The organism is Brevibacillus laterosporus (assembly GCA_007833815.1).
Classification (GTDB): domain Bacteria; phylum Bacillota; class Bacilli; order Brevibacillales; family Brevibacillaceae; genus Brevibacillus_B; species Brevibacillus_B laterosporus_D.
Window position 1 is genome coordinate 2,222,282 of sequence record CP033464.1, and the last position, 14,535, is coordinate 2,236,816.

A 14,535-nucleotide genomic window follows, 5' to 3' on the forward strand; every position below is an offset into this window, starting at 1 on the left:
ATGTAAGCAATGAAAGTATCATACCAATGGTTAAAAGAATATGTTGATCTAACGGATATAACACCACAGGATTTAGCGGAAAAAATGACTCGCAGTGGAATCGAAGTAGAGGGTGTAGAATCATTAAATAAAGGCGTAACAGGTGTTGTTATCGGTTATGTACAGGAACGTGAAAAACATCCAGATGCAGACCGTCTGAGCGTGTTGAAAGTGGATGTAGGTCAAGAGGAGCTGTTGCAAATCGTCTGTGGTGCTCAAAACGTGGCACAGGGACAAAAGGTTCCAGTAGCGATGATCGGTGCTGTGCTACCTGAGAACTTTAAAATCAAAAAATCAAAGCTACGCGGTGTAGAATCTCAAGGGATGATCTGCTCAGCAAAAGAGCTGGGTTTAAACGATAAATTGCTTCCCAAGGATCAACAAGAAGGTATTCTAGTTTTACCAGAAGAGGCAGAGCTGGGTGCGGATGCAACCGAGTATTTGGGATTGAATGATCACGTTTTGGAGTTGGGTTTGACTCCGAATCGTTCCGACTGCTTGAGCATGCTAGGGGTGGCTTATGAAGTAGCGGCGCTTTATGGTCGTGAAGTTAAATTGCCAGATACATCCGTTGTTGAAGATGGTGAAGCAAATCCTGTTTCGGTGAAAATTGAAGCTGGGGAGCATTGCTATCAGTATGCAGGTAGACATTTTACCGATGCAGTGATTACAAGCGCACCACAATGGATGAAGAACCGTCTGATGGCTGCTGGAACACGTCCAATCAGCAATGTAGTAGATATTACTAACTACGTCTTATTAGAGTACGGACAACCTTTGCATGCCTTTGATGCAACAGAAGTAGCAGATCGACATATTATCGTGCGTTTGGCACATAAAGATGAAAAGTTAACTACGTTAGATGATCAAGAACGTGCTCTTGATCAAGAAGCGTTAGTAATTGCTGATAAAGAAAAAGGCTTGGCCATTGCTGGCGTAATGGGAGGAGCTAACTCCGAGATTGTGATCGATACAAAGGAGATTATCTTAGAATCTGCTTACTTCACACCAGCTTCTATCCGTCGTACGTCTAAAAAGTTGAATCTGCGTACAGAAGGATGCGCCCGTTGGGAGAAGGGTGTTGACCAATCACGTGTCAGCGCAGCATCCGACCGTGCTGCACACCTGATTCAGAAACTAGCTCATGCAAAGGTATCTAAAGGGGTAGCAGAACAAACGATCACGGTAAATCAACCTGTTGTGGTTACAGTTTCACTTACAAAAATTAATGAGCATCTAGGTACCAGCATCACAAAGGAACAAGTGGTAGATATCTTTACCCGCTTACAATTCGCATTTGACCAATCGGAACAAGCAGATGGAGTGTTGTTTACAGTGACGGTCCCTACACGTCGTAGCGACATTACATTATCCGAGGATCTGATTGAAGAAGTGGCGCGCCTCTATGGCTATGATCTTATTCCGGTGACACTACCAGGTGGAGAATCAATCCAAGGGAAGCTAACCAAAGAACAACAATTGCGCCGTATTACTCGTCATCATCTGATCGGTGCAGGGTTATCTGAGACGATTTCCTATGCATTGTTACACCCAGATAAGCTGGCACAATTCAGTGGGTTACAAGAAGAACGCAAATTGCATCCAGTACCATTAGCTATGCCAATTAGCGAAGAGCATAGTGTATTACGCACGAACTTGCTAGCAAGCCTTGTAGAGACCGCTACGTATAACAAGAATAGACAAAACCAAGATTTAGCTTTCTTTGAACTAGGCCATGTATTCCTATCCGAACAGGAAGAATTAAGTGAACAACCAGAACAACGTTTGTATCTAGGGGGTCTTTTGACAGGCCAATGGATGCCAGTGAATTGGATGGGTGTGAAAGCTCCTGTTGAGTTTTATACAGTAAAAGGATTGGTTGAATCCTTGTTTAGCCGTTTGGGCGTAAACCCACTTGACGTAACGTATGTTGCAAATAAAGGTCGTAAAGGTATGCATCCTGGTCGTACAGCTGATGTAATGGTGGAAGGTGAATTGATCGGGTATGTAGGACAGCTTCATCCTCAAGCTGAGAAGGATCATGATTTAGATGAAACCTATGTCTTCCAATTTGATCTACAATGTTTATTCAGTTTTGCAGCAGATCTTACTGACTACAAACCATTGCCGAAATTCCCTGCTGTAACCCGCGACTTGGCGTTAGTAGTAGAACGTGATTTGCCGGTTGCACAGCTAGAATCAATCATTCGTGAAGAGTCAGGTGAGTTACTTGAGTCTGTTACCTTGTTTGATATTTACACAGGAGAGCGAATCGCCTCTGACAAAAAGAGCGTAGCTTATTCAATTGTGTATCGCCATCCAGAGAGAACCTTGCAGGATGAAGAAGTGCAAGAGATAACAGGCAAAGTTATTGAGGCATTGACCAAGGCGGGAGCAGAATTACGCTCCTAGTAAATACCTCCACCAATTTCCTTGACGAATACAGTCATTTTCAGTAACCTAGTAGTAATGAGCGTATAGTCGGGCTATTTCAAGGAGGAAGACTCCGTGCAGGAAGATGGGAAAAATCGTTTGTCAGTCGAAATCTATGGTCAACAGTATCGCCTGAGCGGAAAGGCTAGTAGTAGCCACATGCGCATGGTAGCCAGATACGTTGACGATAAAATGAAAGAAATCGCGCAGGGGAACTTTCGCTTGGATACAGCTAAGATTGCTGTGTTGAGCTCGGTAAATATTGCTGATGAGTATTTCCGTCTGCGGCAGGAGTATGAGGAATTGCTCAGACTGTTGCAAGAAGATGCTAGCAAAATGCCTACAAACGATTAACATACAACATAGACCGTATGAAGTCACAGGGCTGTTGGGAAACTATCTCAACAGCCCTTTCGTATACCATAGGAGCTGAGATTACCAATATGCAAAAAGACCGCCTATAGGCAGTCTTTTCCACACAGCTAAAAAATGCGAGTATGTGTTTTCCTTGCTAGTACTGATTCAAAGACGAGCTTCATTAATCTCCGTTGCGCATGTCCATCTTGCTTTTAATTGGGATAAACAAGTCGATAATCCCAATGACCAAGGAAGCGAGCAAGGCGCCTAGCACAGTGACGCGGAAGCCTGGTACCAAAAATTGAGTTAAGTAGATGACGATAGCACTTACGACGAAGCCGACAATCCCACGATTATAGGGAGAGGTTTTATCACCAAAAATGCTTTCGACTCCCCAACCAATAAGGGCAATAACAACCGCAGCAATCAAAGCGGTCCAAAAGCCGTTAACGGCAAAGCCCGGTACTAGGAACCCGACGAACATCAGAACAATTGCGGCAACGATAAAGCGAATAACGTGACGCATAAAACTCATAAACCATTCCTCCTTTAATAGGGTAGGTGTACGTTTTCATTTTGGCTTATCACCGTATAAAGTATGTAAAATAGGTGGCATGTAATTATTTCAATGGGCAACTTACCCAACTGGGATTGACTCCTCTTGAAATGGTTTTTGTAGCTTCAAACATGCTACATGGTATAATAGGATGATGATTAGATAAGAAGGGGGCAGCATTCGTGGAGCGAAGGATTTTACGAACACTAGAATTTAATAAAATCATCGCCATGCTGATGGAGAAAACCACATCAGAACTCGGACGAGAACTGGCTGAGGCACTTGAGCCTTTTATCCATATAGATGTTGTTCGTCATGCTCAAAGACAAACGGAGGAAGCAAGCACGATACTACGTGTCAAAGGAAGCGTGCCATTGGGCGGTATCCGCAATATCCGTGGTCCGATCCAACGTGCTCGGCTGAACTCGATTATAGCGCCGATGGAACTACTTGATATTGCTACTACCTTGCATGCGGGACGTCGTCTTAAACAATTTATTAGCGATATCTCCGAGGAAAATGAGTTATCCATTTTGCAGGACTTGGTAGATCGGATTGAGGGGCTACGTGAATTAGAAACCGAAATAAAACGCTGTATTGATGACAATGGTGAAGTGGTGGACAGCGCTAGCCTTGAATTGCGCCAGATTCGGCAGGAGATTAGAAGCTCTGAAGCACGAATTCGTGAAAAGCTTGATCAGATGACTCGTTCTTCATCCACACAAAAAATGCTGATGGAAAACATTGTAACGATACGTGGAGATCGCTTTGTTATTCCAGTAAAACAGGAGTATCGCTCGCATTTTGGCGGTATTGTACACGATCAATCTGCCTCAGGGGCTACGCTGTTTATTGAGCCAGAAGTGATTGTGTCGATGAATAACAAGCTACGCGAGGCGAGACTAAAAGAAGAGCATGAAGTTGAACGCATTCTTTATACGTTAACCGTACTAGTAGCAGATCATGTGGAAATGCTGTTGGAGAATTTATCTGTGCTGGCCGAACTTGATTTTATTTTTGCAAAAGCACAGTTGGCATACAGCATGAAAGCTATAAGCCCGAAATTAAATGAAGAAGGCTACGTTTTGCTTAAAAAAGGACGCCATCCGCTGATTGATCCAAAGGTGGTCGTACCACTCGATGTAGAATTAGGCAAAGAGTATACAGGTATTGTAGTCACTGGTCCTAATACTGGAGGTAAGACCGTATCCATTAAAACGTTAGGCTTATTGTCCTTAATGACGATGGCAGGGCTTCATATACCAGCGCAGGAAGAAACCGAGATGGCGATATTTTCCTCCATCTTTGCAGATATAGGTGATGAGCAATCAATTGAGCAGAGCTTATCTACATTCTCTAGTCATTTGACTAACATCATTCGTATATTAGATCAAATGGATGAAAAAAGTCTTGTGCTGTTTGACGAGCTAGGAGCAGGCACAGACCCTACTGAGGGTGCAGCGCTTGCGATGTCCATTTTGGATTTTGTGCTAGCTAAAGGGGCTAGGTTAGTAGCTACGACGCATTATAGTGAATTAAAAGCATATGCATACGATACACCGGAAGTAATTAACGCCAGTGTAGAGTTCGATGTACAAACCCTGCGTCCAACCTATCGGCTGTTGGTTGGGGTTCCTGGTCGTTCCAATGCATTTGCGATTGCAGCTCGTCTTGGCTTAAACGAGCAAATAATTGATAAGGCTCGTCGTTCTGTGTCTACAGAGGAGAATCAGGTAGAAAAAATGATTGCCTCTTTAGAATCCAACAAAAAAACAGCAGAAAAAGAGCGTGAAGCTGCCGAAAACATTCGTAAACAAGCGGAAGAAATGCGTCAGCAAGTAGATGAGGAGCGTCGTCAATTCGCAGAAACCAAAAATCGATTGCTTGAAAAAGCGGAAGAAGAGGCACGTATTGCGGTGCAGCTAGCCCGTGAGGAAGCAGAGGAAATCATTCGCGAATTGCGTCAGATGCGTAAAGAAGGTGTTGATTTTAAAGAACATCGCCTGATTGATGCTAAACAACGGTTAGGAAATGCTGTGTTAGAACTGGAAAAAGAAAAAGTGAAAAAACCAGCTAAAGCCGTTCGTGCTACTCAGATTAAGGTTGGCGACGAAGTGATGGTCGATAGCTTTGGACAAAAGGGAACCGTCTTGGATAAGGTATCAAGCTCTGAATTCTTAGTCCAGCTTGGAATTATTAAAATGAAAGTCAAAAAAGATGATATGCATGTGGTGAAAGAATCGGTTCAACCGAAGAAACCAGTGCAGTATACGACCATAAAAAGAGAAGCCAGTAGCATTAAATTAGATCTGGATCTACGCGGATATAATGTAGAGGATAGCATTCAAGAAATAGATCGTTATCTGGATGATGCGGTATTATCAGGTTTTCACAAGGTATCAATTATTCATGGTAATGGTACTGGGGTTTTGCGCAAAGGTGTACATGAATTTTTGCGCCGCCATCGTAGCGTCAAATCATTTCGCTTAGGTGGTCAAGGTGAGGGTGGCGTGGGTGCTACCATTGTAGAATTGAAATAGCGGGGAGGAGAGCCTTTTATGGCGATCTTATTTCAAAATACGTATCTGGCCACTGCAACCTATTTTGCGGTGACAGGTCTTGCGATGATTCTGTTTATCTCTATCTTTGAACTGGTCACGAAATATCGGGTCTGGGTTGAATTAAAAAAGGGAAATCTCGCTGTAGCAATGGCAACAGGCGGTAAGATATTTGGGATCGCCAATATCTTCCGGTTTTCCATCCAACAACATGAGAAGCTAGGAGCATTCTTACTACATGCTAGCTACGGATTTTTATTGATGCTACTTGCCTACTTTATCTTTGAATTTATGACACCAAGTCTCAAGATCGATCATGAAATCGAGCAAGATAACCGCGCAATCGGGCTGATTTCCATGTTTCTTTCCATTGGTTTTTCGTACATCATTGGAGCTAGTTTGGTGGTGTAGTGCGATGCCTACATGTAAAAAGAGAAATGTAAGAAATTCAGAAAGATAAATCAAAGCGTAATCAGGACGGCAAATTTTGTGAATGGCTGTCCTTTTTGCGTTAGGCAGGGTATAATATGGCTTTGAGAAGGATAGAAAGAATCTCTCGTGGTGGGGGGCAGCAATTTGGATAAACTATACAAAGCATTGTTTATTTGCGGCCTTGTTTTTCTGGGGTTAGGAATTTACTATCTATCGTAGTTACTACATACGTAGCATATATACGTGGAGAGACAGAGGAAAGAGGAGATTATTATGACACATCCTATTCGTGTCGCGGTTGTAGGCCTTGGTTTTGTAGGTTTGCCGCTCGCATTAACCTACGCGATGAAAGGTGCAAAAGTAGTCGGAATCGATGTTTCTGAACAACTTGTGAAAGAAACAAACGCGGGAAAATCTCATCATCTGGAAGCATATAAAGGCAAGACATTGCCAGAAATTTTACAAGAACAGGTGGAGGCAGGACGTTTTCATGCCACTACTTCTTATGAAGAAGCACAGCAACAGGTTGACCACTATATCGTAACAGTAGGTATCCCTGTTAAAAATGGTGACCCCGAGTTGCAATATTTGAAAAGCGCTGCTCAATCTTTAGGACGTCAGCTCAAAAAAGGCGATCACGTCATGATCCGCAGTACCGTAATTCCTGGTACAACAGAAGAAGTCGTGAAACCATTTCTAGAAGAAGTGAGTGGCATGACAGCAGGCGAGGATTTCTATCTGAGTTATTGCTCTGAGCGTATTGCAGAAGGACGGGCTTTCGAAGAGTTTATTCATATGCCACTTGCCTTAGGTGGTATTAATGAAGCGAGTGCAGCGAAAGGAAAAGAATTGCTTTCCTTTATTAGCGAGACGGAGATTACCATTACAGATATTCGGGTAGTGGAAGCCTCTAAGGTTATTGAGAACATTCAACGTGACGTAAATATTGCGATGGTTCAAGAGTTTGCGAGATTTGCGGAAGCGGCAGATATCGATGTATTTGAATTAATTAAGGTTGCTAACACGCACACTCGCGTAAATTTACTAACACCTGGTCCGGGCGTAGGTGGCTATTGTTTGCCAAATGCACTTTATTACTTAGCACCAAAAGCTAAAGAACTAAACGTGGACTTGCCACTCTTGACTACTGCACGCAAGATCAACGATGGTATTCCTAATGTGTTGGTAAACATGTTGGAGCAGACACTACAATCTGTAGGGAAACGTTTGAGTGACAGTAAGGTAGCGGTGTTTGGTCTAGCAATGAAAGATTTCTCCAATGATGATCGCATCAGTCCGGTGCACGATTTTATTGAGATTTTGCTAGCTAAAGGTGTAGAGGTTACCTCCTACGATCCTGCTGTCCACACCCCGTATGCTCATAAAAAAGACAGCTTAGAGGCTGCTGTAACAGGTGCAGACGCTTTGGTATTAGCTGCGATGCAACAGGAGTTCACTGAGCTTGATTGGACAGAAGTTACTGGCAAAATGGCAGCTTCTCCGGTGTTATTAGATATGAAGAATCGCATTCCGCGTACGCTTGATGAGCAAGTGAAAGTGAAGCGAATCTAGAATGTAGGAGAAAACGTCCTGTCTCTGGTCAGAATTGACGTAAGGGAGCAGGACGTTTTTTTATCTTGTGATCATCAATACGATATGGGAATAGAGGCTATGTTAACAAAATGGCACTGAACTAGCCAAATTCATCATTGCACGCATGGTTTTATACATATCAGATTGGTTCTTTGCGGTATATATAACTTCAGTCGTGTTAGGAATGATTTCAGTTCCCGGCACGATAGAGGCCATCTCAGCTTGACCATAATGAGAGAACTCGATTTTTAATTTAAGAGGCAATTCTGTAGTGAGTGGTACTATCTCCTTACAACGCTGCAAAGCAAGGCTAGCTTGTTCCTGGAGAACTTCACGGCTTTCTTTCAAAGAAAGGCAGATCGCTGAAGTACGAGACGCCGCATACTTAACGATTGCTGTCTGAATGCCAGGAATCAGCTCACGTGCTTCTTCTGCAATTAGATTGTCACCAGATACCAAGCAAACAGGCACACCGAATAAACCAGCGTAGATGGCATTAAATCCAAATTCGCCTACGACCCGACCATTTATGTACATATTTTTAATTACGCGAGACATCGTATGGCTAAGAACGCCAGGAACGCCGTGGCGGGTATGGTAGCCGATCAAAAAAGCTGCATCATATGTTTCGTCCAAACCATGCATCATGGAGTGGTCACGTGGGGTTCCACGTAGCAGGCGAGCTTTCGGATGCAAATCTTCCAAATGAATGTTATTAAGATTTTCATGGCTATCTGCTACCAAGACTTCAATAGCACCAGCGGCAATTGCACCTTCAATGACAGCATTTATATCTCCAGTCATATAGGAACGACCTCTTTGATAATTACTGCCTGTTTCGGGATTAATATAAGTAGGATCGGTAATACCCGAAATTCCTTCCATATCACAGGAAATAAATACTTTCACGATTACTCACAACCTTTCTATGTAGTTCCTCTTTTATTGTACAAGGATTCAGATATTGAGACAAAGAAAAAACGACTTCGTACGCTTGGATGGAGCGAAAGGAAGTCGTTCTTGTGTACATTGATAATCAGTAGTACAAGGTAATGCCTAGCTACATTTACATCTGATCAACTAGAGTTGTACGATCAGGTTATGATTTTCGTTTTTGTTGATACAGATCAATGGTTTGCTCCGCCATCTGGCCAATCGTAAATTCACGGTCGATCATTTCCGTAGCTGTATCTACCAAGCGTCGTTGAAGGCTTTTATCTTGCCATAGTCTGATCATGGCTTCTGCCAATTGGTCTGCTGCTGCTGCTGGGACCAACAAACCAGTTTCTTCGGAAATGACAAATTCGCTAACGCCACCAACATCAGTAGCTATTACAGGTAGAGAAGCGGCCATTCCTTCAACGATTGTATAACCTAATCCTTCATACAAAGCAGCATGAACATACATATCTAATGCTTGCAAGCAACGTGGAACATCGGTACGGAAACCGACAAAGCGGACTTGCTCAGCAATTCCAAGCTGACGTACCTGATCTTCCAGGGCCGGACGTTCGACACCATCCCCGATTATTGCCAGATAAAGATTTGTATGGTTTTGTGTGTTGGCTAAAACTTGAGCAAAAGCTTGAAGCAAATAAGGAAGCCCCTTGATTTGCACAATACGTCCAACGTTTCCAAATACAAAAGCATCCTGGGGGAGCTGCCACTCTTCGCGTAGCATGGCACGCACTTTTGCTTTATGTTCTGAACGGAAAGGAGTTACATCCATTCCATTAAAAATTACACTTGTTTTTTCTTTAGGAATGCCATCTTCTATTAACACCGTTTGAAGTGCCTGACTCACAGTAATAAAGTGGTCGGTCCAGCGGCGTGTTTGTTTTTCCATTAGAGTTGCCACAAAAGAGGCTAGCGGACTCACATAATCGTATTTTAAATTACTATGGACCGTGGTAAATGTTGCGCAGTCCATCGCACGAGTCGCCAATCTTCCCATAAAGTTAGCTTTCACTCCATGTGTATGCACAATATCTGGATTCATAGCGATAATTTCCTGTTTTAATCCCTGCAAAATACGGAAATCAAAGCGTCCATATGTATGTAATGTTGTCACTTTGATGCCAGCTTCACGCAATTTTCTCGCAAATAATGCATCGTAAAAGCATACGACGGCTGCGTCTACTTGCTTCTCAGAAAAAGAGGTAAGCAGATTGAGAATATGCTGTTCAGCTCCACCAAATTCTCCACCGCCGATTACGTGGAGGACACGTAGTTTGCTTTTCATGTAATCCACCCGAACCTTTCCAACAGACCATTTCAAATATACCAGATGAAGCCGTGATTCGCAATATGACCGTACTTATGGTATGGTAAACGTGACATTTTTTTTATAGATTTGATCTATATAAGTAAGGTAATAATTGCGTTAGAAAATGGGAAAAGTTACGTTTTTAAAGATTTTGGATTCGTGGATAAGGATGAGGAAGATAGATATGAACAAGCGACATAACGTATTAATACTTTCGTATATATTTCCACCAATTGGCGGCGGAGGGGTTCCACGTCCGCTTAAAATGGCTAAATATCTAGGGGAATTCGGCTGGGGTGTACATGTTCTCACGGCAGACCCAAGTTACCATGCTACCCTTGACCCCACCCTACTAGCAGATGTTCCAGCAGATGTGCAGATACATCGGGCAAAGGAACTGACTGCAAAATTTCGTAAACCAGCAGGGGAAACAGCTACATCATCTGGTAAACAAGATGGTGACAAGCAGGCTTCCAGTAGTGAAATAGCAAGAGAGAATAAGCCAGATTCAAGTACAGAGAAGAACAACATCACATCAACTTCAGCACAACTGACCGTAGCAACCACTCAGCCATCCTTGGTCACTCGCCTAAAGGACACATTATTTCGAACAGCAAAAAAAGTAAAGCCATACCTGCTCATCCCGGATGATCAGATTTTGTGGTATCCGGAAGCAGTGAGGGTGGGGCGTGAGATTATGCGCAAGCACCGCATTGATGTTGTTTTCTCTACATCAGGACCGGTAACAAACCATCTTGTCGCTCGGAAATTGGCAGCAGAGTTCGGTTGCCAATGGATTGCTGACTTCCGAGATCCGTGGACTCAAAATATGCATCGGTCAGGTATTGCTTGGCGAGAGCAGCTTGAGGAGCGGATGGAAGCGAAAGTGATGAAGCAAGCTGATGCTATTACAACAGTGACGGCTACATTTGCCGATAATTTTCAAAAAAAATACCCAGCTACCGTAAAACGAATGGAGCTGATTTATAACGGCTTTGACCGAGCCGATTTTGCAAAGCTGACTCCTGCACATACGGTACCTGATCGTTTCCATGCGGCATATGCAGGCATTTTGTATCAAAAACGAAACCCGCGATTACTGCTGAGTGCTATCAAAGAACTGATTGACGAAGGTCTGGTTGATCAACAGGAGATTTGCCTTTCATTTGCTGGTGTCTTTGACTATCCGGGTTATACAGAAAATCGGGATTGTGTAGAGAGGCTTGGTTTACAGAAAGCTGTAAGGGTGCTTGGTAATCTGCCTCATAGAGAAGCATTAGGCTTGATGAGTGGTGCAGATGCGTTGCTGATGATCGGGGATGTGACTCCTGATGCAGGCGCTTATATCCCGGGTAAGTTATATGAGTATATGGGGGTAGGTAAGCCCATTTTAGCTTTAAACATGCCAGGAGAGGCGACAGAGATCATCCAGCGCTTTGGCTTAGGAGAGGTAGCCAACCCTACTGATAAGGAAGCGATGAAACAAGCCTATTTACATCTGTATCAGGCGTGGAAGCAACAAAAGGAGAACGGGCCACACATAGAACGCGATGAGAGCTTCTATGACCGTGTTAAGCTGTACGAACGACGTGAACAGGCAGGTCAACTGGCACAACTAATGAATGAGCTAGTGGGCGGTGCTGGAGACAGTGAGAAGGTAAGCTTAGCAAAAACAAATTTGATAAAAGAATAAGTAGTGGAAGCGTGTTTGAACGTTATACGTTCGCACGCTTTTTTGATGGATCAGAATACATATAAAAAACTCTCTACCGGTCAATGATTGACGATCAGTAGAGAGTTTTTTTATTACTGAGGGCTTACGCTACAATTTAATCAAGCAAATATTTTTTCACTTCTTCGGGGTCTTTCATTTTAATGTTTTCCCCATATTTAAAGAATGTGAATTTAACCTCCTGATCCATGTAGCCACCACCTGGAATAGGTAGGATAATCCATGTTTGATAACTATGGATCAAGCCATCATCTTTGCCGATGCCCACGGTCATCTTAATGGTGGTGTTAGCTAAAATCTCGTTAATATCAGGACGATCTTGTAAGTGTTCTTTAAAGACTGCAAATAAATCGCTGCCTGCATTTTCTACCCATTCCTTACCAGTAATTTTGATCTGATAAGGAATTGTCTCGGTGCTGATCACTTTTTCATCAGGCATCTGCACAGCTTTATCTAAGAAAGGTAACCATGCTTCATAACCGCGGAATACATCGATAGGAATAGGTTCCTCGCGTGCTGTAATCCAGTTACCGCCTTTGAAAATATATCGTTCGTCTCCTTTACGGTAGTACACAAATTCCTGACGAGCGATGCGACCCGTCACTTGATAAGCATCTGGACCTTCAACGATACCATCAAACATACTGGTTGTCTCACGTGACATCATCCGATTTTTTACATAGCCGCTGAACCAGTATTTGCTAGGGTTAACCTCTGTCTCGACACCGTTTTTCATCATCTTAAAAGTAGCTTTTCCCTTTTCCAAAGCAGCACGTAATACGGCGGCAGGATTTTCAGCAGGGACAATGCCAGCAGGAGCCGTATCTTCTACCTTCACAAACTCTTTTGGAGCAGATTCATACGTACAACCGGAGAGGAGGGAGAGAGCAGTTATGCTCGCAAGTAACCATTTTCCCTTATTTCGAAGCATAGCGAACCCTCCTCACGATACCGAAAGCAAATAATGCAATGGTGATGCCAACTGCAATTGGGAAGACAGGGAAATGGTGGCGTTTGAACACCAGTATGCGGTGGTTATCGTACATGGTAGCAACCAACTCGTTCTCTTGATCTCCGTCAATATCTCCAACTTGCATTTTAATTAATGGTAAATAAATCTTCCAATTTTGCTTGAGCCCGTCTTGCGTGTAATCATAACCAGCGAGATAACGACGATCGAAACTACTCACCCAGCTTTTTGCTTGGGCTATCAGTTCTGCGTGTTCATTCTTGCCAATGCTAGCATAGTTGGTCAAGCGGAAACTCGTGTCTTTTTCGCTACTTGCAAATAACATGTCCCATTTACCATCAGCGGTTGGGCGCAAGATATAAGAAGGAACACCGCCAATCAAAAGTACATCCTGATTATCATGGTCAATATCTGCTACCATAATGTCGCTCATCGCAAGTCCACCTTTTAAGGATTTACGATTCAAACGATAGCTTTCTTCTACCGTAGCATCAGGCTTAACGGTAATCACAGATAGATCTTCATCTAAAACTAGCAGCCCTTCTTCTCCACCAGGAAGGCGCATCGTGTCCAAAATCTTGGTGCCACGCGATTTGTACTGGAAGGAGATTTCGCCATAGGAGCCGGTCAAAAATCCATTTTTAATTGCTACATCATGGAATTTCGTTGGCTTATTAAATTGATTGATGTGATAGGTATACCCATCCTGATCCGTCAGTTTTCTATCTACCTGTGCCAGATCAAGCAACAGGGCGCGGAATGGTGCTGTACCAGACTGCATCATTGCCTCCGTATAGGTTTGACGCTGTACAGTAGGGACCAATTGATCCCCAATTTGAGCATAATATGGGAAACCAGGGTAGTCCGTTGGCATTTGCGCCAAAGCGTTCTTCCACTGTTGCGGTGTAAACTGATCCTGTTTTAAACGTACAAGCTTACCGTCTTTCCACTTCATTACGTAAAGAGAGAGCGGCTCATTCTTTAAATAAAGAAGCTTTTCAGCAGTTGCCTTTTTTTCTTCTGGCGTTTCTGGAATTTTATCTTCTTCCACATCCGCAACTTCATCTGCGTTACCATAGGTCAGAATTTCCATCGTGCCATCACCGTCGACGTCATACAGGACGATCGGGAAGTAATCAACCCACTCACCTTTATACAGACGGTCTGTTTCTGCTATTAACACAAAATGATTAATTGCTGCCAGATTATCACGTGCATAGGTGAAATTAGTCAGGCAAGCTACAGCAACAAGTGCAAACACTGCGTTCCACTTTACTTTTCCGTAAAATTTAACTAGTAGGGCAAGGCCTACAATTGCACCAATTGCGCCTAGTACATATTTGACCATGATGCGATCATCTAATGTGGTCAATGCTTTATCTAACAATAAGAATCCAATCGTAAAAATTATCACCTGACGACGTTCCTCTTTATGGATGAGGAAGTACGTCCCAATAAGTAGTGGCACAAAGATCACGAGGGCAATCCATGACAGATCAATAAAAGCGACCTTGACCACCAAGTTATAAGCGATAAACAGGGCAAAGGCATAAACTGCCCAGTATAAGGTTTGCAGCCTAAACAGCTGTCGCATACAAT

At 43.2% G+C, this 14,535-nt stretch carries 11 protein-coding genes; 6 read left to right on the plus strand and 5 right to left on the minus strand.

The annotated features are described in order from the left end of the window. The first annotated feature begins 9 nt into the window (after positions 1 to 9). The gene (locus tag EEL30_11880; GenBank protein ID QDX92944.1) at positions 10 to 2,451 is read left to right on the plus strand and encodes a phenylalanine--tRNA ligase subunit beta; all 2,442 of its coding nucleotides are present in this window, start codon (positions 10 to 12) and stop codon (positions 2,449 to 2,451) included. 96 nt (positions 2,452 to 2,547) lie between these two features. Then, positions 2,548 to 2,826 (plus strand): cell division protein ZapA, encoded by a 279-nt coding sequence (gene zapA / locus EEL30_11885; protein QDX92945.1) that lies wholly within the window; start codon positions 2,548 to 2,550, stop codon positions 2,824 to 2,826. Between the two features lie 184 nt (positions 2,827 to 3,010). Here the strand turns inward: zapA and EEL30_11890 are convergent, their stop codons facing one another. Next, positions 3,011 to 3,364, minus strand: coding sequence for a phage holin family protein (locus tag EEL30_11890; protein QDX92946.1), 354 nt, complete (start codon positions 3,362 to 3,364; stop codon positions 3,011 to 3,013). Positions 3,365 to 3,567: 203 nt separating this feature from the next. On the opposite strand from EEL30_11890, the gene EEL30_11895 reads away from it, so the two are divergent. The 3 genes from EEL30_11895 to EEL30_11905 all read left to right on the plus strand — a co-directional run bounded on the left by EEL30_11895 (position 3,568) and on the right by EEL30_11905 (position 7,947). Next, positions 3,568 to 5,925, plus strand: a complete 2,358-nt coding sequence (locus EEL30_11895; protein QDX92947.1) for an endonuclease MutS2 — start codon at positions 3,568 to 3,570, stop codon at positions 5,923 to 5,925. Positions 5,926 to 5,943: 18 nt separating this feature from the next. Then, a complete protein-coding gene (locus tag EEL30_11900; protein ID QDX92948.1) occupies positions 5,944 to 6,354 on the plus strand; it encodes a DUF350 domain-containing protein in 411 nt (136 codons plus the stop codon). Between the two features lie 294 nt (positions 6,355 to 6,648). Further along, the gene (locus EEL30_11905) at positions 6,649 to 7,947 is read left to right on the plus strand and encodes a nucleotide sugar dehydrogenase (protein QDX92949.1); all 1,299 of its coding nucleotides are present in this window, start codon (positions 6,649 to 6,651) and stop codon (positions 7,945 to 7,947) included. A 102-nt stretch (positions 7,948 to 8,049) separates the two neighbouring features. Here the strand turns inward: EEL30_11905 and EEL30_11910 are convergent, their stop codons facing one another. Next, positions 8,050 to 8,877: an aminopeptidase gene (locus EEL30_11910; protein ID QDX92950.1), complete on the minus strand. Its 828-nt coding sequence runs from the start codon at positions 8,875 to 8,877 to the stop codon at positions 8,050 to 8,052. Between the two features lie 190 nt (positions 8,878 to 9,067). Then, entirely contained in the window at positions 9,068 to 10,210 is a 1,143-nt protein-coding gene (locus EEL30_11915) for a glycosyltransferase (protein QDX92951.1), read from the minus strand. 208 nt (positions 10,211 to 10,418) lie between these two features. Between EEL30_11915 and EEL30_11920 the strand changes: the two genes are divergently transcribed. Further along, complete coding sequence (locus tag EEL30_11920; GenBank protein ID QDX92952.1) at positions 10,419 to 11,927, plus strand: glycosyltransferase; 1,509 nt, start codon at positions 10,419 to 10,421, stop codon at positions 11,925 to 11,927. Positions 11,928 to 12,063: 136 nt separating this feature from the next. Here EEL30_11920 and EEL30_11925 read toward each other — a convergent pair whose 3' ends face one another. Then, positions 12,064 to 12,897, minus strand: coding sequence for a hypothetical protein (locus tag EEL30_11925; GenBank protein ID QDX92953.1), 834 nt, complete (start codon positions 12,895 to 12,897; stop codon positions 12,064 to 12,066). Next, a complete protein-coding gene (locus EEL30_11930) occupies positions 12,884 to 14,530 on the minus strand; it encodes a hypothetical protein (protein ID QDX92954.1) in 1,647 nt (548 codons plus the stop codon). Before EEL30_11930 ends, EEL30_11925 begins: the two co-directional genes overlap by 14 nt. Between the last annotated feature and the right edge of the window lie 5 nt (positions 14,531 to 14,535).

Coding starts and splice junctions, on each gene's coding strand:
- EEL30_11930 (QDX92954.1), bottom strand. CDS start 14,530: ATGCGACAGCTGTTTAGGCTGCAAACCTTATACTGGGCAGTTTATGCC.
- EEL30_11905 (QDX92949.1), top strand. CDS start 6,649: ATGACACATCCTATTCGTGTCGCGGTTGTAGGCCTTGGTTTTGTAGGT.
- EEL30_11920 (QDX92952.1), top strand. CDS start 10,419: ATGAACAAGCGACATAACGTATTAATACTTTCGTATATATTTCCACCA.
- EEL30_11880 (QDX92944.1), top strand. CDS start 10: ATGAAAGTATCATACCAATGGTTAAAAGAATATGTTGATCTAACGGAT.
- EEL30_11915 (QDX92951.1), bottom strand. CDS start 10,210: ATGAAAAGCAAACTACGTGTCCTCCACGTAATCGGCGGTGGAGAATTT.
- EEL30_11925 (QDX92953.1), bottom strand. CDS start 12,897: ATGCTTCGAAATAAGGGAAAATGGTTACTTGCGAGCATAACTGCTCTC.
- EEL30_11900 (QDX92948.1), top strand. CDS start 5,944: ATGGCGATCTTATTTCAAAATACGTATCTGGCCACTGCAACCTATTTT.
- EEL30_11890 (QDX92946.1), bottom strand. CDS start 3,364: ATGAGTTTTATGCGTCACGTTATTCGCTTTATCGTTGCCGCAATTGTT.